Origin of the sequence: Bifidobacterium sp. ESL0704 (assembly GCF_029392075.1) — a bacterium.
Classification (GTDB): domain Bacteria; phylum Actinomycetota; class Actinomycetes; order Actinomycetales; family Bifidobacteriaceae; genus Bifidobacterium.
In genome coordinates, this window is record NZ_CP113929.1 from 2,071,929 (window position 1) to 2,096,457 (window position 24,529).

Here is a 24,529-nt window from a genome sequence, read left to right on the forward strand (position 1 = left end):
TTGCCTATATGCTGTATATTGTGGTGTGAACGGTTTCGACGGACAGAAAAGGGTATATCGTGGTACAGGGAGTTGAGTCAGGTCATGTCCAACAGACCCCTGACACCGCCCAACCCGACGATAAGACCTTGAAAATCGACATGGATCCGGAAGCCCTTCCCTCAAATGGGCACAAAAAGCGCACTGCTTCTTCAACTCCTCATCGCGCAGACGAATCGGCAGGCAACAGCTTCTTTGACGGCTCGTATTTTCTTTCGGACAGCACAGGCAAATTCCATTCCAAAGCCACCGATGCCAACCATCAGCTACTGAGCTATTCCATTCCCAAATGGAGTCTCGCCTTCAACGCCACCCTTATCGTGCTCGACATCGTCGTGACGCTTTTGGCGACGGCGATGGTGCTGTTGTTCGATACCGGTGCTTATGCGAATTTACGCGGCTATGGCCGCGACCCGGAACGACTGAACGTATTTTTGGCGCTCATCTGTGTGGCATGGATCGCAAGCCTTGCTTCGCAGCAAATCTACCATCGCCACGCCATGGGCGAGGGCTACGAGCTTTACAGCAAGATCATCAACGCAGCTTTGGTTGATTTCGTCATCATCTGCATGTTCAGCTATATCTTCAAGCTCAACATCCCGCGTTCCCTGACCATCTTCATACCGCTTTTCTCTTGCGTGCTGGAGCTGCTGGAACGTTGGATCATGCGTCGTTCCCTGCATCGGCATCGTCGTAAAAACACGTTTATGTATGACACCGTGATCGTGGGGTCGCCTGAAGGAATCCGCAAGGTCATGGCGCAGCTGAAGAAAAACCCCGGGATGGGGTACAAACCCATCGCGGTCTGCCCTGTGGTCTCCGTCTCCAATAGCGTCAAGAACCAGAATTCGCCGGACGCCCAGCAACTCGTTTCGGTGCCGTTCAGCGCTGTCTATCCGGAGGAAAAAGGCCTGCGGATATTGCCGATGGATTCTCACTTGCCGCAAAAGGCGAAGGAACTCGGCTCTCAGGCGATCCTCATCGCCGATGTCATGTCCCGATATTCCGAGACGATGCGCACCTTCTCACTGGCCGTGGAGTCCATGGGCATCGAGCTGGCATTCATGGCCAATGTCGCCGATATCGCCTCCTCCCAACTCCACGTGCGCAGCAACCCTTCGATGCCGATGCTTACGGCCCGCCTACCGCAGTATTCCACACTGACCAGAGTGCTCAAACGCGTCTTCGACATCGTCGGATCCGCTTTCGCCATCATCATTTCCTCACCGGTAATGGCTTTTGTCGCTTTTCGTGTCAAGGCTCAGGACGGTGGTCCCGCGATATATTCCCAACAACGCATCGGGCTCTACGGCAAGCCCTTCACGCTCTATAAGTTCCGTTCGATGCGCGTGAACGCTGACCAATACGACGAAGCGGTGGCCGAAGAAACCGGCAACGCGCACGGCATTCTCTTCAAGGCCGAAGACGATCCGCGCATCACCACATTCGGTCATTTCATCCGTAAGACCTCACTCGACGAATTCCCGCAGTTCTTCAATGTATTCAAAGGCGATATGAGCCTCGTCGGCCCGCGTCCGCAGCAGCAGTACGAAGTGGACCAATACGGCTCGCTCTATTCCGCTCGTCTCCTGGTCAAACCCGGTGTCACCGGGCCCTGGCAGATTTCCGGACGCAACGAACTGAGCCAGGAGGAAAGCGAGCAGCTCGACATCTCCTATGTCGAGAACTGGTCGTTTACCGGCGACATCGCCATTTTGCTCAAAACCGTCATCGCCGTTTTCCGCGGTACCGGCGTATGATTCTGCGCCGTACGATTTCTACGTAGCTCGGGACTTCCCCAGGCCCCGTTGCTGTCTCCGGCGCTTTTCCTCCATTCCGATTTCGCGTTCCCGTTCCCGGCCTCCTCGCCTCCCGTGCCCGGTCCCTCGCCTTCCCGTTGCGGTCCCTCGCCTTCCCGTTGCAGTCCCTCACCTTCTGCTCCCGCCCCCTCGCCTTCCGTTCCCGGTCCCTCGCCTTCCGTTCCCGGCCCCATCGCCTTCCGTCTTGCGTGACGAAACGCGCCTGCTCCACCATCCGGAAGGGGGTGTAATCTAAACCAAGTTGATTCAGACGGAACCGAAGCACGTTCTTCACTGGCACCGTCGTTATGGAACCTTTCATCGATAGATATAGTGGATATATATGCGGGTAGAAATAAAGAACAACATCGTCATCGTGGGCAAGGAGTGATCGATCGTCGTGCAGCCATCAACTAAGACTCCTGTAGAGCCATCCCGGAAATCGGCCAAGACTTCGAAACCATCCTTGTCGAAAGCCCTCACCAAAGAGGAATCCTATATCGACGGACACCTGAGCCACGCGGCTTTCATCTCCATCGCCATCCTCACCTTCATCACCTTCGTCGGCAACTTCACCCAGCTGCAGCTGAGCGCGGCATTGCCGACCATCGTCTCCGAGTTCCACATCAACGTGACCACCGGGCAGTGGCTGACCTCCGTCATCCAGCTGGTGCAGGGCGTCATGGTGCCGCTGACCGCCTACCTCACCCGCCGTTTCTCCACGCGTCAGATCGTCATCACCTCGATGGTCGTCTTCACGATCGGCTCGGTGCTGGCCTGGTTCGGCCCCACCTTCGTCGTCGTGCTCGCCGGCCGTACGCTCGAGGCCATCGGCTCCGGGGTGATGTGGCCCGTCTTGCAGATCATCGTTTTCACCGTCTATCCCATGTCCAAACGTGGCGTGGCCATGGGCACGGTAGGCGTGGCCATGAGCGTCGCACCTGCCATCGGCCCGACGTTCGGCGGCTGGCAGACCGATGCCAGCGGCTGGCGCTCCATCTTCGTCTCGCTGACCATCGTGGGCGCCATCGCCTTGGTGCTCGCCATTTTCGGCCTGCATAACTTCGGCGAGAACGACGATGACGCAAAAGCCGACTTCTTCTCGGTATGCCTGTCGATCATCGGCTTCGGCGGTCTGCTCTTCGGCTTCACCAATATCGAAACCTACGCATTCACCAATCCTCTGGTCTGGTTGCCGATGGCCGTGGGCCTGGTCGGCATCGTCTGGTTCGTCACCCGCCAGCTCAAGGGCGCCAAGCGCTACAAGAAGGAAATCAACGCGGCTATAAGCGACCTCGAAAGCTGCGAGCTTCAAGCTCTCAAGCAAAACGCGACAGAGGCTGCTGCACAAGTCGGCGGCAATTCGTCCTGCCCAACAAGCATCGAGGCCGTGCACGCCCTGATCAAGCGAGTCGCCGACAATCCGGATAACGCGAACAAGTTCAAGAAGCATTTCTCCAATTCCAAGAGCCGTTCAATCATCGACCGCATCAAGAAGATCCAGCCGCCGCTGCTCGATCTGACGGTGCTCAAGAACCACAGCTTCATGATGGGCACCATCACCGCGGCCATGAGCTTCTTCGCTTTCAGCTCCATCACCGTCATCATCCCGCTGTTCATCCAGAACGACCGTGGCTATTCGGCCACCATCTCCGGACTCGTGATGTTGCCCGGTGCCATCGGCCAGTGCATCGCGCAGTTCTTCGGCGGCCGCTTCCTCGACAAGTACGGCGCTCGCCCGGTGGCATTGGCCGGCACGACCATCCTCATGATCGGCACCATCATGATGAGTTTCATCAGCACCGGTATCCCAATCTGGTGGGTCTCGATCTGCCAGTTCATCCGCCAGATCGGCATGGGCTTCGTGCTGATGCCGGTGACCACCTGGTCCCTCAACTGTCTGGAAGTCCGTTCGATGTCCGCCGGATCGGCCGTCACCAACACGGTGCGACAGATATCCGGAGCCATCGGCGCACCGGTACTGGTCATCCTCATGGAGGAGTTCACCAAGATCAGGCAGCACTCAATGGGATCCGGTCACCAGGCCGCGGTTCTTGCAAACATCTATGGCATCAGGATGTCGCTTATCATCAGCTCAGTAATCGCGTTCGGCATGGTAATGATCGTGTTCTTCGGCGTCAAAGGTCAGGGTGCCGGATCGGCTCGGGACCTCGCCAACCGCACGCTGCGCCACGTCCATGTGCCCCACGTTCCACACGTCCCGCATATTCACCCGGGCAAGTAAGCCTGATACTGTTCGGCAAGCTACGCTTGCCCCCCCCGAATGCTGACGCACGTCTTCAACAAGCAAGGTTCGCGCGTCAGCATTTTTCATTTCACCGTCTACCAGACTGCGCCCCCGTGGCTTATCGGCGTTCTCGATGTTCAAGTTTGCATATCGGACACCTCTCATTCTTATATCGGACAACTCTCATTCTTTTCCTTTCTCCTCGGTTTCTTTTGTTCCCAGTTCCTTTTGTTCCCAGTTCCTTTTGTTCCCAGTTCCTTTTGTTCCCAGTTCCTTTTCTCGTTTGGCTATTGGGAATCTCCGACATAGCTCCCCATCATTTTCACGGTTTTCATGGTTTTCATGGTTTTCATGGTTTTCATGGTTTTCACGGTTTTCACGGTTTTCACGGTTTTCATGGTTTTCATGGTTTTCTTAGTTCCCATAGTTTCCGCACATGTCCGACGTTATGTTGAATCCTCTGCCGAATCTCGTGAGCCAACCGGCTTACACCTTCAGCGTTTCGGGATTTCCTGCGCGGGACAGGTCCGCAACACCTTGGAGATGGCCCGTTTTTCGGCAGTGGTGACGCTGAGACCGTATTTTCGCTTAACCCCGACCTGACGGGCGACATAGGTACAGCGGAACTTGCGATTCGACGGCAACCAGTAGGCAGCGGATGCCGATCCTTTCTGCTGGTTGGCAGGACCGTCGACGGCCAGCAGATTATAGGCATCGTTGCCATATCGCTGTTTTGTGGCCGCATCCCACTTGCTCGCCCCCGACTGCCACGCGTTCTCCAAGGCGACCACGTGGTCGATCTGCACAGCCGCGCTCGTATGCTTTCCACGTATGAAACGGACGGATTTGCCGGTATACGGTTCCTGCAAGACTCCGGTTTTGACCTGGCAGGCACTTGGCCTCTTGTACCTCACCCCGGTCATGTCCCTTTTGAGAATGTCGTCGCGGATGGTGCAGCCGTCACCGTCATCATCGGTGGTGTTGTATCCGAACGAATTCCTGTCGTAACCACGCGTGCTGGGGTGATCATCCACAGGTAGCGTCGCCAACGCCTGCGCCACCGGCCCCGTAGCGACGTACTGACCCGTTATCTGCGCCAGTGGCGTGCTCACCCTAGGCAGCACGAGCCCGAAGCCGACGCCGATAAGGCAGGCAGCCAACAGCAACACCAGGAATCTCGTCAGCAGACTGTCTCGATTGATCCATCGCCGTCGAAAATGGTCGTTACGACCCCTTCTGCCACGTCGAACAGTCCGATGGCCGTAGCTGTCGGGCATCGGCTGGAACACCCCTCCAACATGCCAAATCATCATTCTTCGCCAGACTCCTTCCCGATTTGCTCCTGCAGTCGACACACAACGTAATACTCATGCCATCGATGATTCAGGAATAGAGGAAAACGGAAGAGAAAGCAAGAGCCGAAGGCCACTTTGCCCAAAAAATCAAGATTTCTTGATATTCCGTTTCAATGAAAAGGAACGAGAAAAAACAATAAAAAGGAAACGGGCTAAAACGTGCTCAACGCACAAAGGCACGCATACACAAAAACAAAGTTGCCCGATACCTCTTTCGAAGTATCGGGCAACTTATTGATTCAACTACGCTTTATGCGCTTTTCACACTTCAGGAAAGCGGAGCGAGGTCCAGCGGAACGCCGGGGCCCATCGTCGAGGTGAGTGTCGCCTTGGAGATGTAGCGGCCCTTCACGGTGGAAGGACGCAGACGCTTGATCTCTGCGGCCACAGCCTGGAAGTTCTCTTCCAGAGCCTTCTGATCGAAGGACTTCTTGCCGATGATGAACGACAGATTGCCATTCTTGTCGACGCGGAACTCGATCTTGCCGCCCTTGATGTCCTTGACAGCCTTGGCCACATCCATGGTCACGGTGCCGGTCTTCGGGTTCGGCATGAGGCCACGGGGGCCGAGCACGCGGCCCAAACGGCCGACCTTGCCCATCATGTCGGGGGTTGCGACCACGGCATCGAAGTCGAGGAAGCCGCCCTGCACCTTGGCGACCATGTCGTCGTCACCGACCATGTCGGCTCCGGCTTCGGCTGCTTCGGTGGCCTTCGGGCCACGTGCGAACACGAGGACCGTTGCGGTCTTGCCGGTGCCGTTCGGGAGGTTGACCACGCCACGGACCAGCTGGTCCGCCTTGCGAGGGTCGACGCCCAGGCGATAGGTGGCTTCGATGGTCTCATCGAAACCGCGTGCAGGCATGCTCTTCAGCAGAGCGATTGCCTCGGAAGCGGTGTACAGATTGCTGCCGTCGACCTTTTCGGCCGATTCACGATATTTCTTGGAATGTTTGTTAGCCATCTGTTTGCCTCCCTCAGCCTTCGACCGTGATGCCCATCGAACGGGCGGTGCCCGCGATGATCTTCATTCCGGCCTCGACGTCACGAGCGGACAGATCGGCCATCTTGGTCTCGGCGATCTCACGGACCTGTGCCGAGGTGACAGTTCCGACCTTGTGGGTCAGCGGGTTGTCGGTGCCCTTCTTCAAACCAGCGGCCTTGAGCAGAAGTGCTGCGGCCGGCGGGGTCTTCAGAACGTAATCGAACGAGCGATCCTCGTAGACGGTGATTTCGACAGGAACAACCTGTCCCATCTTGTCTTTCGTCGCTTCGTTGTAGGACTTGCAGAAGTCCATGATGTTGACGCCATGCGAACCGAGAGCAGGACCGAGCGGCGGCGCAGGATTGGCCTTGCCGGCCTCAATCTGCAGCTTGATCAGCGCAGTGACCTTTTTTCCAGCCATAGAAATGGCTCCTTTTCATTGTCCGTGCGGTACTTACGGTCGCCCACGACACCTTTGGACATATCCGGTCTTGTCTTGTTTACGCTTGTTGCCATCTTGCGACAGGCAACGAAACAAGCCCAAGAAAACCTCGGTATATCAAGTGTCACGGGTCTCCTCCCGCAACTGATATTGCTTCTGCTGTGCTAGCGGGTCTCCCCTCCAGACACAAGCCTTCTTATTATCCCAGCCAATCAAGACAAAGCGTATAGCTACGCTTCCCGCCTACACCCTCAACTGCTTACACCACAAATAAGCCACTGACTGGTCATTGGTGGCTCTTTTCTGTCGCTATTGATAAACGGCGCCATCAATAAGCCGCTAGCCGCTCGTCAGTGGCTCAATTATGGCGCGATATATCAGTAGCTCCGTAATTGAGCCACTGGGCATCTAGCATCGCTTCGCTCTTACATCATCGGAAGCTTCATATCCACGGACGGATCCCAATGCTCCAGATACGCCCAATACAACGATGCCGCAGATCTTGCGACCTGCGGCATCATACTTAACCTTAACAACTCAACGAATCGAAATCAGACAATCTTCTCGACTTGGCTGAAACCGAGCTCGACCGGCGTGTCACGGCCGAAGATGGAAACCAGCACGGTGAGCTTCTGCGTAGTGGGCTCGACGTCGGAAACCGCACCGGCCATCGTGGCGAATGGTCCGTCGATGACGGTGACCTGATCGCCGACCTTGTAGGAGACTTCGACCGTACGCTTCTTGGCAGCGGCAGGCTTGTCGCCCGCCTCCTTGAGCGCCTCGGAAGCAATCATCGGGGCCATCATCTTGACGACATCCTTGCGGCTCAACGGTGCAGGATCCTTGGTGGGTCCCACGAATCCGGTGACGCCTTCCGTCTCGCGGACGATACGGCGAGCGTTCTCGTCAGGCCACATGCGGATGAGCACATAACCGGGCACACGCACGCGGGTGACAACTTTCTTGCCTTTGTCAGTATGCTTCTCGACTTCTTCCATCGGCACTTCGATCTGGAAGATCTGGTCTTCGAGACCGAAGCTCTGGATACGGGACTCGACGTTGGCCTTCACACGCTTTTCATAGCCTGAATAAGTATGAAGTACATACCACTTTCCGTCCAGACCGCGCAAGCTCTTGGAGAATTCCTTGACAGCCTTGGCACCGGCATCGTCAGCATCCGCACTTCCAGCGTCAGCTGAAGCATCTTCCGTTGTTTCTGCAGTAGTGCTATCGGTCGTTTCGGCCGCATCCGCAGTGTTTTCGGAATCCTCGGCAGAAGAGGAAGGAGTCTGCGCAGAATCTTCGGAGGCTGTATCGGTTGCGTCAGCGTTTTTGATACCTGCCACGGCATCTGCCGCAGCACTATCAGCGCTCTGCTCCTTAGCTGCAGCCTGATCGCCGTCCGGCAAATCAGGCAACGCATCCAAGCCCTCGAGATTTACTTCATTATCCATGCTTTTAGTCACCTTTAAAATTGTCTACGCTCAGCCAAAGATCCAAAGAGTCAATTTGCCGAGACCGAAATCCATACCCGTGACGAGAGCCATCAGCAGCACCACAAAGATAAACACTGCAACCGACCAGCCGGCCAGCTCTTTGGCAGTAGGCGTGACAACCTTACGCAGCTCGTCGATAACCTGCTTGATGAACAAACCGATACGCATGAAAATGTTCGGCTTGACGCTCTCTTCAGACTCTTGTGCCTTCGCCATATCCGTCCTTCGTTCGGCTTGTGATTACTTGGCAGGGAAGGCGGGACTCGAACCCACAACCTACGGTTTTGGAGACCGTTGCGCTACCAATTGCGCCACTTCCCTAGGTGAACTCTGTCTACGATACTCGAAGCACGAGACCACGTGGCATAAACCGCCGAAAAAACAGTGTAGCCTTTTTTCGTGGTTTCGTCCACTCCTCGTGTCGCAACGAATTCACGGCACCTCAGTATACAGAGGCTGCTCAATTACTGTTTGCGATAGTTGCCGGAAACTTCATAATCAAATCCACCAAAATCGGGGGTCTTGGTGCACCAAGCGCCCCTAAAATGGAAGAATCACCACCAAATCCCACAAAAACAAGCCACTTGGTGCACCAAGACCCCCAAAAACGGAAGAATCACCACCAAATCCCACAAAAACAAGCCACTTGGTGCACCAAGACCCCCCAAAAACGGAAGAATCTTGCGCAGATAAATCCGGGGCAGGAGGCTAAGCAGACCACGATAGGGTAATCAGCAAAGAGGGCCAACAGACAAAAAGACTCAGACCTTTCCGCTTCTCTCGTTCTTGCCCCAATCTATGGATTTCAGCCAACCCATTGCTTGAAACGGCGCATGCCCTCAGCCAAGTCATCATCGTCAAGCGCATACGAGAAACGCAGGAAACCGGGAGCGCCGAACCCTTCTCCGGGAACGGCTGCGACGTGGGCTTCGTCGAGCAACAACCCAGCCAGATCGGAAGAGGTCTTGGCGACGCTTCCGCTCTTGCCAAGCGGGCGATTGAGCAGCGCAGTGACATCGGCGAACGCATAGAACGCACCTTTGGGAGTGCGACAGGTCACCCCGTCGACGGCGTTGAGACCGGCGACGATGGCCTTGCGACGCTTGTCGAACGCCTTGCGCATCATGGCGACCGCGTCAAGCGAACCGGAAACCGCCGTAAACGCTGCCTGCTGGCAGACGTCGGCGACATTGGAGGTCATGTGGCCCTGTAGCTTGGCGGCGGCCTTGGCCACCGGAACCGAACCGATGAGCCAGCCGACACGCCAACCGGTCATGGCGTAGGTCTTGGCCACACCGTTCAAAACGATGAGCTGGTCGCGGACTTCCGGCACCACGGCGCCGATGTACGCGGTCTTCTCGCCGTCGTACGTGAGGTGTTCGTAGATTTCGTCGCTCAGGATCCAGATGTGATGCTCTAAAGCCCACTGCCCCACGGCCCGCAACGTTTCTTCGCCCCAAACCGCACCTGTCGGATTCGAAGGGGTGTTGATGAAGATGGCCTTGGTACGTGGGGTGCGCGCGGCCTCAAGCGCCTCGACGGTTGGTTCGAATCCGTTCTCCGCACCGCTGAAAACGATGACCGGCTTGCCGCCGGCAAGTCGCACGGCCTCGGGATAGGTGGTCCAATAGGGGGCAGGAATAATGACTTCGTCGCCGGGATTGACAATGATCTGGAGCGCCTCATACACGGCCTGCTTGCCGCCATTGGTCACTACTACCTGGTCGGGCGAAACCTCATAGCCAGAATCGCGCAACGTCTTCTCGGCGATGGCCTTTCGCAACTGCGGCAGGCCCGGGGTCGGAGTGTAACGATGGTTCTTCGGATCGCGGCATGCCGCGGCGGCCGCCTCGACGACGTAATCGGGAGTCGGGAAATTCGGCTCGCCCGCACCATAACTGATGACATTGACGCCCGCGGCCTTCATCGCCTTCGCCTTGGAATCCACGGCCAGCGTGGCGCTCGGTGCCACGGAATTCACACGATCACTCAACGTCTGCCACTCTGCCATTTTGCCTCCCGCATTTGCTGGCAATTACCAACTCAAGACTAGACCGCGGTGGCGAATTGACGCATCACCCGTACACATAGCGGAAACGCGGCACAGACACCGTACGATTGGCAGCATATCCTCCGTACGATTGGCGCCGTATTGAAGCCACTGGCTTGCTTCCAGCGGCCCATTTCTGGCGCAACCACAAATTCGCGCCATATTGAAGCCGTTCACGCACTCCCAGCGGCTTATTTATGGCGCAGTCGATTAACGGCTGGCTTCTGAACTACAGGAGGACCAGATTGTCGCGATGGACCAACGGGTGGGCGTATTCCTCGCCCAGCAAGCGCTTGAGCTGGGAGGTATCGCGGCCGAGGGTGTGTGGGATCTCGTCGGAATCAAAGCCCGAGAGGCCTTTGGCGACGTGGTTGCCGTCTTCGTCATCGATCCAGACCGGATCGCCCGCCGAAAACTCGCCATGTACCTCAAGCACGCCGGCTGCCAACAGACTGGCCTTGCCGCCGAGCACCGCTTTGATCGCACCTTTGTCGCCGACCAGCCTTCCGCGAGGGTTCGCGGCAAAACCGATCCATAGACGACGCGAGGAATCACGATGAGACGTAGGCGCGAAGGCCGTTCCGGTCGGCTTGCCACCCAACGCATCGGCCACATTCCCCGCGCTGGTCAACACCACGGGGATTCCGGAGCTGACCGCTATCCGTGCCGCCTCGAGCTTGGTCACCATACCGCCACTGCCCACTCCGGACGAGCTGCCACCCACGGAAACCTCGGAGAGTATCTGTTCCACATCCGGTACAAAACCTATGCGTTTGGCCTCCGGACGCGTCGGCGGAGCAGTGTACAGGCCGTCGATGTCAGTGAGCAGGACCAAGGCGTCCGCACGTACCAGATTGGCCACCAGCGTGGAAAGTCGATCGTTGTCGCCGAAACGAATCTCATTGGTCGCCAACGCATCGTTTTCGTTGACAATCGGCACCACGTCAAGGTCGAGCAGCCGGCGCAACGTGCGCTGTGCGTTACGATAACGCGAAGCGTGCATCGTATCGTCGCCAGTCAGCAGAATCTGACCGACACGGACACCGAAACGCGCGAAACCCGTCTCATAATGCTGCATCAGGATGCCCTGCCCAACCGACGCCGCCGCCTGCTGGGTCGAAACATCCTTGGGCCGCGTCGAAAAACCCAACGGTCCGAATCCGGTGGCAATGGCGCCAGAAGACACCAGGACCACGCGCGTGCCCTTGCTGGCCGCACTGGCCAATACCTCGACCAATGCGTCGACCTTGCCTGTGTCAAGATGGCCGGAAGACTTGGTCAGCGAGCTGGAACCGACCTTGACCACCACGGTATGGGCCGATGCCACGTCCTGACGCACCTGGGATTCGGTCTCGCTGTTGCTCATCTGCGTTGTTCGCCTCGTTTTGTTCTATATTGCTCTTGATCGCGGCGGCCGCCCGCTGTAGCGGTCAGGCCGCCGCCGAATTCCAACGTCAAAGATACGCCATGAGCAAGGCAGACTGCGCGTGGCCGTTTCCTCGGCTCGAACCCGGTGCGCAAACCTCACGATTCCAGCCACGCTTGACCACCGACATCGCATTGGCAAAGGCGCTATGACGCACGATTGCAAAGAATCAAAAGGAATCAAACGCCTGCTTGCAATCACTCTTCGTCGTCGCCGTGGCCACCGAGAATCGCGTGCTCGTCGTGCCGATCGTCGTCAACGCTCGGATCGGCCCAGTGACCGGCCGTTCGTTCCTGACGCATCGCCTCGCGCACGGCGGTTTTGGCGTCCATCATCTCGTGATACTGGCGACGGCGTTCGGCGTTGGTGCGGCGACGGACACGGTTGCCGTCGGATCCGTCATCGAGACGCAGATCCTTGCCACGGGCACCCAATTGGGCACCATCCAGCATTTCCGCGCCGGCGGCGATGGTCGGATCCCAATCGAAAGCGACCGCATTCTCGCCCTTGCCGATGCGTACCTCGTCGCCGGGCTTGGCTCCATGGCGACGCAGCTCGTCCTCGACACCCAAGCCGGCCAGACGGTCGGCGAGATAGCCCACGGCCTCGTCGTTGTCGAAATTGGTCTGACGCACCCAACGTTCCGGCTTCGCACCGGTGACGGTGAACCACACCGCTCCCCTGCGGTTGCTTTCGCGCTCGACGGCGAAATCAAGCGAGGTGCCACGCTCGTCATCGGCACGACGGCGACGACGCGCCGGCTGCTCCAACGGCTTGATGACCACACGCTCTTCGTCGCGCTCGGCTTCTTCGCGGGCCAGCTTTGCGCGCAGCTCGGTCACCATCTTGCCCAGAGCGTAACCGAGTTCCTTCAAGCCCTCGTGCGATGCGGTGGAGACGATGAAGGTCTTCAGCCCCAACTTCTCGAACTCCGGGCGCACGAATTCCGCGAGTTCCTTGGCCTCAGGCACGTCGGCCTTGTTGAGGACGATGACGCGCGGGCGTTCGGGAATCGGGATGACGCCAAGCGGCAGTTTGAGCTTGGCGGCATACTTCGCCAGTTCGTCTTCCAAGGCGTGATAGTCGGAAATCGGATCACGGTCCGGCTCCAACGTGGCGCAATCGATGACGTGCGCGATGATTTCGGTGCGCTCGATATGGCGCAGGAACTCGAGGCCGAGCCCCTTGCCCTCCGAGGCTCCGGGAATCAGACCCGGCACGTCAGCGATGGTATAGCGGTATTCCTCGAGCTTCACCACACCGAGGTTCGGTACGAGCGTGGTGAACGGATAATCAGCGATCTTCGGTTTCGCAGCGCTCATCGCGGCGATCAGGCTGGATTTGCCTGCGGAGGGGAAGCCCACCAACGCCACGTCGGCGATGGATTTGAGCTCCAGAATCACGTCGCGTTCCTCACCCGGTTCACCGAGCAACGCGAATCCGGGGGCACGACGTGTCTTGTTGGCCAGCGCGGCGTTGCCCAAACCGCCCATGCCGCCCGCAGCGGCGACGAACCGGTCACCGGCATGACGCAGATCAGCCAGCTCGCGGCCGGGGTGCTTGGCCTTGCCCTGCGCACCTTTGGCCTCGAAAATCACGGTTCCCGGCGGGACCGGCAGCACCACGTCGGCACCTTTCGAGCCGTCTTTGGTGTCGCCCAAACCCATCGTGCCGCTTTCGGCCCTGCGATGCGGGACGAAACGATAGTCGAGCAGGTTGTTCGCGTTCGCGTCGGCCACGAAGATGACGGAACCGCCGTCCCCGCCGTTGCCGCCGTTCGGCCCGGCCAGCGGCTTGTACTTCTCGCGCTTGACGCCTGCGGACCCGTTGCCGCCGTCGCCGCCCTTGACATGGACGGTCACTCTATCTACAAAGTCTGTCATAGTTCCTTACCTTACCGATGGGTATTCATCTTCGCATACCCCCGGCGACGAACCTGGGGAATTATCGTTTTGGGCAAAAAGCCAAGCGATAACCCGATACGCCATAAAAGCATTACATCTTGAAGTCTTCGAAGCGATTGCTTGATGCACGCCCATTGCCGCTTGGACCGCCGACACACCGTCAATAATCCTACCGACAATCAAAAAGGCCGTACCTCATCTGGAGATACGACCTATTGATGAAAAAGCTACTTAGCTTGGCTTCTCACTCGGCGACTACGTCGACAACCTTGCGATCGCGGCGAACGCCGAACTTCACGTTGCCGTCGGACAGCGCGAACAAGGTGTGATCCTTGCCGGTGCCGACGTTCTGGCCGGCGTGGAACTTGGTGCCACGCTGACGAACGATGATGTTGCCGGCGACGACAGCCTCGCCACCAAACTTCTTGACGCCAAGGTATTGCGCGCTCGAATCGCGACCGTTGCGGGAAGCGGATGCGCCCTTCTTATGTGCCATTGTCTGTTCCTTTCAGGCTTTGATTGCTCTTACGCTACCGAAATCAGGCGATTGCCGTGATCTTGACAACGGAAAGCGGCTGACGATGACCCTTGCGACGGGCGACACCAGTCTTGTTCTTGAACTTCTGAATGTTGATCTTCGGACCCTTGGCCTCATCGTCAACGACTTCAGCCTTGACGGAAACCTTGGCAAGATCCTTGGCGTTCAGCGTCACCTTGGCGCCATCAACCACGAGCGCGACCGGGAATTCCACGGTATCGCCCTTCTTCGCATTGAGACGGTTAACCAGGATAACGTCACCGACCTCGACCTTTTCCTGATGGCCACCGGCCTTCACAATCGCGTACATATCTCGTTCCTTGCTATTTCGAAAGCTAAACTGCCCAGCACGTCTTCGACTTCCACGGCCAGACACCAGTCTTTTAGAGTACACCGACCCACGTACTAACGTCAATCCATACTAACGGTATGTCCCTACGTTGCGCGTGGCCTGGGGTGTTGTGTTCCCAATTTCACAAAAGACAAGTGAAAGCGAAACCGGGAACGTAGCTTTATTACCGTATTATTTCAGCGCGATTTCAGCTTTTGTCGGCCGAAGAATCAGCAGAAGGTTCGGAAGACGAATCAGCAGACGAATCCGAATCGGACCCTTCTTCCTTTTCCTCGTCGTTGGCCGCCACCGCAGCCGCGGCGATCTGCGCAAGTTTGGCCTTGACCGCCGGGCTCGAGCCCTTCGGCGCCTGCACCTCGGGAGTACTGCCGTGGCCGTGTTTGTTGGTGTGGACGAACGGGTCGCCACCCTTCATCGCATATGGATCGGCGAAATCTGCGGAAATCGTGGGCTCGTCATGGAGGATGAAGCCGCGGCCCTTGCAGGTCGGGCACTCCTCGCTGAACGCTTCCACCAAGCCCTGGCCGATGCGCTTGCGGGTCATCTGCACAAGCCCAAGCGAGGTGACCTCGGCGACCTGATGCTTGGTACGGTCGCGCGCGAGGCACTCGACCAGACGGCGCAGCACGAGGTCACGGTTGGCGGGCATCACCATGTCGACGTAATCGATCATGATCATGCCGCCGATGTCGCGCAGACGCAGCTGACGGGCGATTTCCTCGCTCGCCTCGAGATTGCAGCGGGTGACCGTCTCCTCAAGCGACTTGCCCTTGCCGATGAACCGGCCGGTGTTGACGTCGATGGTGGTCATGGCCTCGGTGCGGTCGATGACGATCGAACCGCCGCTCGGGAGGTAGACCTGCCGTTCCATGCCCTTGCGAAGCTGGGAGTCGATCTGCCACTTATCGAACACGTCCTTGCCCTGATGCTCCTCGGGATCCCACTTTTCGAGGCGATCCTTGAGGTCGGGGGCCATGGTGTCGAGGTATTCCTCGATGCGTTCGTAGACGGTGTCGCCTTCGACGATAAGCTTGGAGAAATCATCGTTGAAGATGTCGCGCACCACGCGGATGGCGACGTCGGGCTCGCCCTGCAGGAGCTTGGCACGCTTGCCGTTGTGATAGAGCTTGCGCTTGTCCTCGATCTTCTGCCACTGGCGCTTGAGGTTCTCGAGGTCCTTCTTCAGCGCGTCCTCGCTGGCCCCTTCGGCCGCGGTGCGGATGATGACGCCCATATCCTTCGGGGCGATCTTGGAGACAATGGACTTGAGCCTGCCGCGTTCACGCTCGGGCAGCTTACGGCTCACGCCGGTCATGCCGCCGGAGGGAACGAGCACGAGGAAACGACCTGCAAGCGTGACCTGCGAGGTCAGACGCGCGCCCTTGTGACCGATCGGGTCCTTGGTGACCTGTACGAGCACCGGATCGCCGGACTTGAAGGCGAGTTCGATGCGGCGCGGCTGGCCTTCCAGACGCGTGGCGTCCCAGTTGACCTCGCCGGCGTAAAGCACGCCGTTGCGCGGCTGGCCGATGTCGACGAACGCGGCCTCCATGCTGGGTAGCACGTTCTGCACGCGGCCCAGGTAGATGTTACCGACGGTGGCGACCTCCTGGATATCGGAAACGTAATGCTCGACGAGCACGTTGTCTTCGATTACGGAAATCTGGGTATGCTGGCCACGCTCGCGCACGACCATCAAGCGGTCGACGTTCTCGCGGCGGGCGAGAAAGTCCTGCTCAATCAGCTGGTTCTGGCGGCTGCGTTCACGTCGGTTGTCGCGGCGACGTTGCTTCTTGGCCTCGAGACGCGTGGAACCTTCGATGTCGGTGATTTCGTCGATATACTGCTGCTTGCGGCTGCGACGCGAGGTGGAGCGCGATGACGAATCGCGAGCGCTTTCGCTATCGTCACCCTTGGAGCCACGGTGACGACGGCGGCGACGGGTCAGCGGCTGCTCGGCGTTGTCCTCGTCGGATTCATGGCGACGACGCCGACGCGTTTCGCCCCGGTCTTCCTCGGCTCGATCATTGCGGCCGCCATTGCCCTTGCGACCACTACGAGACCCGTGTTCCTCGTTTTCCTCCTCATTATCGAGTTCGGCATCGTCCCGATCCGCTCGGGAAGAGCCCCTGCCGCTCCGCTCGCGGCGTGTTGCACGCTCACTGGAACGTTCGCTGTCATGCCCGCGACGCCTGCGCGTCCGGGATTGTTCGGCTTCCACATCGTCGATGGGACGATAGGTGATGTCATCATCTTCGAGATCCTCTTCGATCTGTTCGATTTCGTCGGCGGCATGGCGCTCCTCGGCGTTGAGCCTGCGACGACGATGGGTACGACGTTCGCTGCGTTCGGCGGCTTCCTCGTCATAGATGTCATCGTCATCATCCAACCGGCGCGAACGATAGACCTGGCGAGAGGAATCTTGGTTGTCATCTTCGTAATCGCGGTCCCGGTCATTCGACTTGCCGCGTCTCGAGCCCGACCTGCCCCGGCGTCCGTCCTGTTGCTCATCCAAACGTTCATCGTCGCGCTCGGTGCCACGACGCGAACGGTTGCCGCGCGTCGAACGCCGGTAGTTATTCTCATCGTCCTCGTCATTGCCGCGGGAACGGGAACGTCGCCGAGTTGCTTTAGGCTCTTCGTCCGCATCATCTTCACGGGGGAGCACGGGCTCCTGGAACAGCAGCGATGTCATCGGCCGAGGGGCGTGGTGACTTTCATGGCCTTTGGGAAGGCCCTCAACGGCGTCAATGACACGTTCCGTGGCAGTTTCGATGTCGGCTTCCGCCTTGGTCTCACTTGCGGACGCGGAATCGAGAGACCGGCTGCGCGATCTGGCGCTACTGGTGCGCCGGCGGCGGCTCGAGGTCGAAGACTCGTTCGCTTCCTCTTCGGATTTTCCGCTTCCTGCATTCCGAGTGCGGGCTTGAGATTCCTCGTCTGAATCTTCACCATCGCGAACACGGCTACGCGTCCGCGCTCTTCTCGTCGTGCCGGATGACGAAGCACCCGAGCTACGAGAAGAAGATGCTCTGCCGCTCCTTGTCTTTGTCGCTTTTGAGTCCGAACCGGTTTTGCTCTCGTCGGATTTTTTCTCGCCACTGGCGTCTTTGGCGCTTTCGCGTTCCTCGACTTTCAACGCGACGTCGGCACCGGCGGCACCGGCACCACGAACTACACGACGACGAACCGTACGACGACGCGTCGCGGGCTCGTTATCCGCGGATGAGGACGAAGAAGGTAAATTGGTATCATTTTGTGTGGCGTCATCGGCTTGACCGACCCCGCCTCGGGTTACTCTGGGCACAATGCTCCTTGTCGACATGCTGCAACATGTCGGCTCTCTGGCCGTCTACGGCTCTCACACCACGCTCTCACCGCGGCCACGCAACAGTTGCGTTCGTAGTCGGCAATCTAAAAGTCATTACGTTCGTCACGGCGGACACCGGCACTCGCGGATTAGCACGCGAGGGGATCAACGCCATCGGAATTCGGCAACTTGCAGAATCACCAACCTTTATTATACGTCCACTGGGGTAGAAGTGACAACAGATGCACTATGCTGTGATCACCGACGCACCCAAATTTCATAATTCCACCCAAAACAACCCTGTTGGTGCCACCAAGTTGCCCGTATTCACGCAATTTACTGCCAATTCTCCATTTTTAGGGCATCTTGGTGCACCAAGAACACGCTAAAACGCAAAATTGATGGACAATTCCCAAATTTTGGCGGACTTGGTGCACCAAGATACCCCAAAAAAAGAAGAATTCACAAACGGCGGGGCAAATATTAGGTCGTGCGCGATAAGCGCACAACTAGCCGGAAGCACTACAACAGTCCGGCAACATTGCAACGCAGAAATCTCGAAAACGCAAACGCTCGCTAGCGTAGCCACTGCTCAAGGATGTCGGTAAGCAACACGAGCTGGCTTTCCGGAATCTGTTCATCGGCCTTGTGCGCCAAAAGCGGGGAGCCGGCGCCGAGGTTGACGGCCGGGACGCCGATGGACGAGAAACGGGCGACATCGGTCCACCCGAGTTTGGCCTGCGGGGCAAGTCCCGTTTTCCCCTCGACCAGCTTGGCCAACGACACGGCCAGCGGAGCGTCCATGCCGGGACGTGCCGACGGCGATTCGTCCTTCATCTCGATATCGAAACCTTCGAACATGCCGCCGGTGGCCCTGTGCTCGCCGTTGCCCATCTCGGCCCCGGCATCGGTCCCCATCATCAGCGCCTTGGCGGCCGGCAGATCCTTGTCAGGCGCGAAACGATAGTTGACGTGGATGCGGCACTCGTCGGGAATGACGTTGGTGCCTTTGCCGCCGGAGATAAGGGTGGCGTTGACGCCTTCGCGGTAGGTCAGACCGTCCACCTCGACATCCTGCGGCACGTAGGCGGCGAGCCGGCCGAGGACTTCGGCGGCCTTGTGAATCGCGTTTTCCCCCATCCATGCGCGGGCGGAATGCGCGGCGACACCGTGGGTGACCACGTCGAAACGCATGGTGCCGTTGCACCCGCCTTCGATGCCGCAATCGGTGGGTTCGCCGATGATGGCGAAATCGCCTTGTATCCAGTCGGGATGGGCACGCGCCACCTTGCCAAGGCCGTTCTTTTCGGCGACGACCTCCTCGTGGTCATAGAAAACGTAGGTCAGGTCATATTTCGGCGCGGTCATCGTCGCCGCAAGATAGAGCATCACCGCGTCGCTGGCCTTCATATCCGTCGCGCCGCGGCCGAACATCACGCGCTGGCCGGGATTCGCGCTCGCCACATCGTCTCGGATACGCTTGTCCCCCGGCTCAAGCCAAAGCGGTGGGAAATTGTCAATGACGGGAACCGTGTCGAGGTGGCCGGCGAGCACGACCCGCTGCGGGCGAGCAAGCGAGGTGGACGCAACCACCGTATCGCCCAAACGATGAACGGTCAGATGCGACTGCTCGCGTAAGAACGCCTCGACCTCATCCGCGAGCGCCGTCTCGTCGTCGGAAACGGAATACGACCCCATCAATTCCTCGAACAGCCCATCCAGCGCGGCCTCGCGCGTGGATCCCTGCTTTATCATCAGACTCATACGCCCATAGTACAAGACACAGGAATCATCGCCAGCCTTGTTTCCAACTCTGGTCATGGCTGGCGTTGATAATGGCGACGCAATCCACTCTGCCATCGTCTGACCGAATACGTCCCCTGTTCCCTGTTCCCTGTTACCTCCTCTCTTTACTTCCGCGATATCCTGCTGTCTTTAACAGGTCATTACTGCCCCTCAAAGTACGTTTTAAACGGGGAAAATGACCGGTTGGAGGCAGCAATCAGCAATACGACAGCGAAACACCCCTTCAAAAGGCGAAAGAAATAAGCCCATAACCGACGAACAGACAAATAACGAAACGTAACCGAACAAACATGGAACGGCAAGGCATTATATTGTATGAGGCGGTACGAAACGGAATCGAAATGCGAAAGGAACCGATATGGGTTTGCTGAGCGCGATGCAGGGATTTGTGGTCATCGCCGTCATCATCGGAACCGGCTACGTGGCGGCGCGTTTCAACATCGGCGGCCCGAGCGCGCAGATGGTCCTGAACCGTTACGCGTTCTTCGTCACCAACCCGTTTTTGATGTTCGCAATCCTTTCCAAGGAACCGATTCTCGAAATCTTCCATCCTTCGATCATCGTCGCGTTCTTCTCCGCGCTGGCCGTGGGCTTGCTGTTTCTAATCCTGAACAAATTCTTCTATCACATGGGACCGGCCGACGCGACGGTTGGCGCGCTCAACTCGCTGTACCTGAACTCCAATAACATCGGCCTGCCGATCGCCACCTACATTTTGGGAAATGGGGCGCTGGTGGCACCGATCCTGGTGATGCAGCAGGCGATTTTCACGCCCATCGCGCTGACGGTCCTGGACTACACGACCACCGGCAAGATGTCGGTGAAGAAGGCGCTGATGCAGCCGCTGCATCAACCGCTGCTGATCGGCTCGCTGGGCGGCATCCTCGTCGCGGCCATTACCGCATGGATCGGCTACTACCCTATTCCGAAATTCATCTACGACCCGGTCAACATGATCGGACAGGCCGCGATTCCGATGATCCTGATGGCGTTCGGCATGTCGCTGCGCGGCACCAAACCGATGCAGAACAAGAGCTCGCGTTCCGCGGTCATCGGGGTGACGATCTTGAAGAACGTGGTGATGCCGTTCATCGCCTTCCTCATCGCCAAGTTCATCATGGGATTCACCGGCAAAGTGCTTTACGCCTGCGTCGTGCTCGCGGCGCTGCCTGCCGGCCAGAACGTTTACAATTACGCGGCCCGCTACAACGTCGGCATGACCTTCGCCCGCGACGGTGTGCTGATTTCCACGATTTCCAGCCCCATCATCATAGCCCTCATCGCCGCACTGTTGAGCTGACGATTCGCGCTGGCCGGCGGGCACCAGACAAGGCATGGCCATCGTTCCGAAACGCCACCCCACCCATCGAAACCATCGACCGGCTCACTTATGGGCGCAGCTGGCTTCTTGATGGTATCGAGGAGGCGCTAGTGGCCATTACTGGTACAAAGTGGTCATTACTGAGGTAAAGTAGTCATTTTCGGACCGCAAATTGACCACTTTGTACCAGTAACGACCACTTTGCACCATCACATCAGATGGAACCAATCGGCACAGCCATTCACAGGAGCGACGAGGAGACTTTGGCCGGCCTTCACAGACGAATCAACGGTTGCGGTATTCACGCGCCAAATCGCCCAGACGCCCGACGAAATGCGGCCAGTCAGCGTTCATCGCGGTCAACAGCTTGCGGTCGGGCACCTCGCCGACCGGAATCCACGCAATCTCCATGCTTTCGTCGTCGTTGGGGTGCGGGTTGACCTCATGCCCCGGCTTCTCGAAGGCGAAAACCGTGGTGTAGGCCCACGGGCCGTGCTCCTCACGATGCGTGCCGACAACCTCAATGTCCTCCGGGGTGATGTTGGCCTCCTCGTAACTTTCGCGCAACGCACCCTCGATCGGGCTCTCGCCGTCCGCGAGCGCACCGCCGGGAATGCCCCAAGTGCCGCCTTCCGCGCTCCACATCGCACGATGCTGCATGACAATATCGGTGACTTCGCCGGTTTCCTGGCTACGCCGGGCGAGCAACACGCCGGCGGCACCGTTCAGTCCCCAATGGCGACGTCCGCAGGCGCACTGTACCCAGCCATCGCCGGGCTGGTGAACGTTGTCTTTCGGCGGCACGATTGACGCGGCCTGCGCCTCGGCATCGGACTGCGTTTTGGCGGCCGCGGCCTTTGCCTTAGTCCTTGCAGATAGTGATGGCTCACCTGTATCAATATTCTCGGTATTCGGTTTCGTTTTTGTTGATGACGTTTCGATATCGTTATCAGCATTTTCGCCATTTAACGATACCGAAACCGCATCATTCTGCACTTTCAAGCCATCCGCAACTTGCGACGCAGCCTGCGATTGCATTCTTGTTGCAGCCACCTTGCCAAGACCGGTATTCCAAAGATCCGTCCACGCCACGCCCATACTCACGACCATGCGGCGTAGCAACGGCAGACTCAGACCGAGCACGCCGCTCGGGTCGCCCTCGACACCGTCGATGAAAGCGCCGCCGAGCCCCTCCAACGTAAAGCATCCCGCCACTTCCAACGGCTCGCCGGACGCGATGTACGCCTCGATATCTTGGTCGGAATAATCGCCGAAACGCACTATGGCGTGGCTGGATTCAAGCTTCTGCCGGCCGGTGGCGAAATCGATCAGGCAATGGCCGGTCCACAACTCGCCCGACTTGCCACGCATCGCACTCAGCCGTTCGCGGGCGACTTCCGGGGTGTGCGGCTTGCCCAGCGCAACACCCTCGAAAAGGAACATGGAATCGCAGCCGATGATCAGCGGGCCGACCTCGGCCACAGCGAATCCGGGATGCTCAGCCAACGCCTGCTTCATCGGCTTGGCTTCGACAGGCACTTCGACCGCTGAAAAATCGCGGGTCAGCGTTGTTATATCACCGTTTGCGGGTTTCGCCGTACCGGCATTGCGCCCGGCGTTATCATCGTTCCCCTCGGCTTCAAGAGGATAGGCGGTCATCTGCTCGCCGCTGGCACCGAGTGCGGCAGCGGCAACCTGCCGATAGGCCTGATAGACGCTCTGCGCCTTGGCCCGCGCCAGAATCATCACGCGCTGCTCGCAGCTCAAATCCTCGACGGCCACCCCACGAGCCTTCGCCTCGGCGGCCACCGCTGCAGGTTCATCAACATGCGAGACGTGGATGGTCGGGCTAATGCCGGCGGCATTGAGTACATTGCGCCGTGACGGCGACTGCGAGGCGAGAACCAAGGGAATCGACATAACACTCCAAACATTTCACCGGCCACAGCCGGCAGAAGAACAGATCTACGTCTAGCCTACCCAATTCCCGCGCCACGCGTCAGCGCGACTCGAGCTCGACCTGAACGCCTTGGGGGCTGACGGGAAGATGGAGAACGCGCCAGTGACCGCTCGAGAGCTGGGCGGCGGCGATCTCGTCGATCTGCGCCGATGCGTCGCCATAGTGGAGCACCAACACGCACGGGCCGGCTCCGGAGACTGCGGCGGCGAAACCATGCGCGCGCAGTGTCTCGATCAGCTTCCACGACGGTTGCATCAATCCCTTGCGATAGGGCTGGTGAAGCCTGTCTTGCGTGGCGGCGAACAGCAGGGCGTTGGAACGCGAGGCGATGGCAGCGGTATCCTCGAGCAACGGCCGGCGGGAACGGAAAGCCGAATCGCCATTCCCATCGTCTTCTTGCGGCAATTGAAAATCACCATCGACAGCAGCCGAATCCGCGTTGGAAGCGACCTCGTCATTACGGACGGATGACGCCTCGTTTGGCGATTGAACGCCAGACTCGTCGACAAGACTCGCCGGATTCATCGCGGCAGGAAGCAGCGCGACGCGAGAGACGTTGAACACCGCATCCTGATAGGGAAGCTTGCGCGGCAAAGCTTCGCGGGCCTTTTGTGTGGAAAGCTCAAAATCCGGGACAAAAACGGCAGCGGTCATGGCGCGGGCCACCGGATAGTTGACCGTGTGGAACCCGGCACACAGCGGCTCGCCGCCGGGAATGCCCACGCTCCCCACACCTTCCGCGGTCTTGAAATTCCACGAAACCGTGAGCCCGCCATAGACCGCAGGTGCCACGTTGTCGGGATGTCCCTCCATCGAGGCGGCCATCTGGAACACCGTCTCCCGATTGAAATCAGCGTCGCCCTGCGCGAAGGCGGCCGCGGCGGCGATGCCGGCGACGATGGCCTCGGCCGACGATCCCATGCCGCGCGCCTGCGGGATATTGTTATATGCCTCAAGCGTGAAGCCGAAGCGACGCAGGCCGAACGCCTCGCACGCACGCCGGAAGGCCGAGACGACCAGATGCGTCTCGTCGCGGGGCAGCGTGTCCTCACCCTCACCGTGAATGATCACTTTGGCGGAGGTGGCTGAGAAGCCACTTAGCTTGCTTTGACCGGAGATGCCACTTTGACCGCCCATGACGTCTTGGCTTTGTTGATCGTTTTGGGCGGTCGGATTACTCTGCCCGTTGCGTTTGTCTTGATTATCGAATATCCCATCTTCATTGACGGTAAAGGCAAGCTCGTCGTGATAGTCCAGAGCCAGACCGACAGAGTCGAACCCTGAACCGAGATTCGCGCTCGTGGCCGGAACCCGCACCTTGACCTGCCGGACTTTCGGCATCATTCCCGCCATAACGTCTCCTCGACTAATGTCCATCAATTCATGTCAACCAATAGCAACAGGATAACGCCATTGTCTCGAGCTCGGCAAGATGTGCCCACCTTTGCGTATCCCTTCATTTCCGATATGGAAAGGCGATCGGACAACGGAAACCGAA

Annotated in this window: 17 protein-coding genes and 1 tRNA gene; 3 read left to right on the plus strand and 15 right to left on the minus strand. The window is 58.5% G+C overall.

Translation table 11 applies throughout. From position 1 onward, the window contains the following. The first annotated feature begins 59 nt into the window (after nucleotides 1-59). A complete protein-coding gene (locus OZX64_RS07670) occupies nucleotides 60-1,799 on the plus strand; it encodes a sugar transferase (protein WP_277172464.1) in 1,740 nt (579 codons plus the stop codon). A gap of 505 nt (nucleotides 1,800-2,304) precedes the next feature. Beyond that, nucleotides 2,305-4,083 carry an MDR family MFS transporter gene (locus OZX64_RS07675; protein WP_277175024.1) on the plus strand — a complete coding sequence of 593 codons (1,779 nt, stop codon included), beginning with the start codon at nucleotides 2,305-2,307 and terminating at the stop codon, nucleotides 4,081-4,083. A 497-nt stretch (nucleotides 4,084-4,580) separates the two neighbouring features. Here the strand turns inward: OZX64_RS07675 and OZX64_RS07680 are convergent, their stop codons facing one another. From OZX64_RS07680 to dapE, 13 genes are all read right to left on the minus strand, one after another. Further along, complete coding sequence (locus tag OZX64_RS07680; RefSeq protein ID WP_277175025.1) at nucleotides 4,581-5,363, minus strand: HNH endonuclease family protein; 783 nt, start codon at nucleotides 5,361-5,363, stop codon at nucleotides 4,581-4,583. A 346-nt stretch (nucleotides 5,364-5,709) separates the two neighbouring features. Continuing rightward, complete coding sequence (rplA, locus tag OZX64_RS07685) at nucleotides 5,710-6,405, minus strand: 50S ribosomal protein L1 (RefSeq protein ID WP_277156840.1); 696 nt, start codon at nucleotides 6,403-6,405, stop codon at nucleotides 5,710-5,712. Nucleotides 6,406-6,418: 13 nt separating this feature from the next. Next, the gene (rplK, locus tag OZX64_RS07690) at nucleotides 6,419-6,847 is read right to left on the minus strand and encodes a 50S ribosomal protein L11 (protein WP_277146190.1); all 429 of its coding nucleotides are present in this window, start codon (nucleotides 6,845-6,847) and stop codon (nucleotides 6,419-6,421) included. A 572-nt stretch (nucleotides 6,848-7,419) separates the two neighbouring features. Beyond that, nucleotides 7,420-8,322 carry a transcription termination/antitermination protein NusG gene (nusG, locus tag OZX64_RS07695; protein ID WP_277172465.1) on the minus strand — a complete coding sequence of 301 codons (903 nt, stop codon included), beginning with the start codon at nucleotides 8,320-8,322 and terminating at the stop codon, nucleotides 7,420-7,422. 30 nt (nucleotides 8,323-8,352) lie between these two features. Next, complete coding sequence (secE, locus tag OZX64_RS07700) at nucleotides 8,353-8,580, minus strand: preprotein translocase subunit SecE (protein ID WP_277156838.1); 228 nt, start codon at nucleotides 8,578-8,580, stop codon at nucleotides 8,353-8,355. A gap of 29 nt (nucleotides 8,581-8,609) precedes the next feature. Further along, nucleotides 8,610-8,685, minus strand: a tRNA-Trp gene (locus OZX64_RS07705). 484 nt (nucleotides 8,686-9,169) lie between these two features. Next, the gene (locus OZX64_RS07710; RefSeq protein WP_277172466.1) at nucleotides 9,170-10,375 is read right to left on the minus strand and encodes a pyridoxal phosphate-dependent aminotransferase; all 1,206 of its coding nucleotides are present in this window, start codon (nucleotides 10,373-10,375) and stop codon (nucleotides 9,170-9,172) included. A 268-nt stretch (nucleotides 10,376-10,643) separates the two neighbouring features. Further along, nucleotides 10,644-11,780, minus strand: coding sequence for a glutamate 5-kinase (gene proB, locus OZX64_RS07715; RefSeq protein WP_277172468.1), 1,137 nt, complete (start codon nucleotides 11,778-11,780; stop codon nucleotides 10,644-10,646). Between the two features lie 257 nt (nucleotides 11,781-12,037). Continuing rightward, entirely contained in the window at nucleotides 12,038-13,723 is a 1,686-nt protein-coding gene (gene obgE / locus OZX64_RS07720) for a GTPase ObgE (protein WP_277172469.1), read from the minus strand. A gap of 265 nt (nucleotides 13,724-13,988) precedes the next feature. After that, nucleotides 13,989-14,240, minus strand: coding sequence for a 50S ribosomal protein L27 (rpmA, locus tag OZX64_RS07725; protein WP_277146184.1), 252 nt, complete (start codon nucleotides 14,238-14,240; stop codon nucleotides 13,989-13,991). A gap of 43 nt (nucleotides 14,241-14,283) precedes the next feature. After that, entirely contained in the window at nucleotides 14,284-14,592 is a 309-nt protein-coding gene (rplU, locus tag OZX64_RS07730) for a 50S ribosomal protein L21 (RefSeq protein WP_277156835.1), read from the minus strand. A 229-nt stretch (nucleotides 14,593-14,821) separates the two neighbouring features. Continuing rightward, nucleotides 14,822-17,941 (minus strand): Rne/Rng family ribonuclease, encoded by a 3,120-nt coding sequence (locus OZX64_RS07735; protein WP_277172470.1) that lies wholly within the window; start codon nucleotides 17,939-17,941, stop codon nucleotides 14,822-14,824. Between the two features lie 579 nt (nucleotides 17,942-18,520). Continuing rightward, a complete protein-coding gene (gene dapE / locus OZX64_RS07740) occupies nucleotides 18,521-19,708 on the minus strand; it encodes a succinyl-diaminopimelate desuccinylase (protein ID WP_277172471.1) in 1,188 nt (395 codons plus the stop codon). A 400-nt stretch (nucleotides 19,709-20,108) separates the two neighbouring features. On the opposite strand from dapE, the gene OZX64_RS07745 reads away from it, so the two are divergent. Continuing rightward, entirely contained in the window at nucleotides 20,109-21,050 is a 942-nt protein-coding gene (locus OZX64_RS07745) for an AEC family transporter (protein WP_277156832.1), read from the plus strand. Between the two features lie 306 nt (nucleotides 21,051-21,356). Here the strand turns inward: OZX64_RS07745 and OZX64_RS07750 are convergent, their stop codons facing one another. Together OZX64_RS07750 and OZX64_RS07755 are read right to left on the minus strand one after the other, a co-directional pair. Continuing rightward, nucleotides 21,357-22,991 (minus strand): Maf family protein, encoded by a 1,635-nt coding sequence (locus tag OZX64_RS07750; protein ID WP_277172472.1) that lies wholly within the window; start codon nucleotides 22,989-22,991, stop codon nucleotides 21,357-21,359. Between the two features lie 79 nt (nucleotides 22,992-23,070). Then, entirely contained in the window at nucleotides 23,071-24,375 is a 1,305-nt protein-coding gene (locus tag OZX64_RS07755; RefSeq protein ID WP_277175026.1) for a homoserine kinase, read from the minus strand. Nucleotides 24,376-24,529 lie beyond the last annotated feature (154 nt).

Coding starts and splice junctions, on each gene's coding strand:
- nusG (WP_277172465.1), bottom strand. CDS start 8,322: ATGGATAATGAAGTAAATCTCGAGGGCTTGGATGCGTTGCCTGATTTG.
- proB (WP_277172468.1), bottom strand. CDS start 11,780: ATGAGCAACAGCGAGACCGAATCCCAGGTGCGTCAGGACGTGGCATCG.
- obgE (WP_277172469.1), bottom strand. CDS start 13,723: ATGACAGACTTTGTAGATAGAGTGACCGTCCATGTCAAGGGCGGCGAC.
- secE (WP_277156838.1), bottom strand. CDS start 8,580: ATGGCGAAGGCACAAGAGTCTGAAGAGAGCGTCAAGCCGAACATTTTC.
- rplA (WP_277156840.1), bottom strand. CDS start 6,405: ATGGCTAACAAACATTCCAAGAAATATCGTGAATCGGCCGAAAAGGTC.
- rplK (WP_277146190.1), bottom strand. CDS start 6,847: ATGGCTGGAAAAAAGGTCACTGCGCTGATCAAGCTGCAGATTGAGGCC.
- OZX64_RS07750 (WP_277172472.1), bottom strand. CDS start 22,991: ATGTCGATTCCCTTGGTTCTCGCCTCGCAGTCGCCGTCACGGCGCAAT.
- OZX64_RS07710 (WP_277172466.1), bottom strand. CDS start 10,375: ATGGCAGAGTGGCAGACGTTGAGTGATCGTGTGAATTCCGTGGCACCG.
- rplU (WP_277156835.1), bottom strand. CDS start 14,592: ATGTACGCGATTGTGAAGGCCGGTGGCCATCAGGAAAAGGTCGAGGTC.
- dapE (WP_277172471.1), bottom strand. CDS start 19,708: ATGAGTCTGATGATAAAGCAGGGATCCACGCGCGAGGCCGCGCTGGAT.
- rpmA (WP_277146184.1), bottom strand. CDS start 14,240: ATGGCACATAAGAAGGGCGCATCCGCTTCCCGCAACGGTCGCGATTCG.
- OZX64_RS07745 (WP_277156832.1), top strand. CDS start 20,109: ATGGGTTTGCTGAGCGCGATGCAGGGATTTGTGGTCATCGCCGTCATC.
- OZX64_RS07755 (WP_277175026.1), bottom strand. CDS start 24,375: ATGATGCCGAAAGTCCGGCAGGTCAAGGTGCGGGTTCCGGCCACGAGC.
- OZX64_RS07680 (WP_277175025.1), bottom strand. CDS start 5,363: ATGCCCGACAGCTACGGCCATCGGACTGTTCGACGTGGCAGAAGGGGT.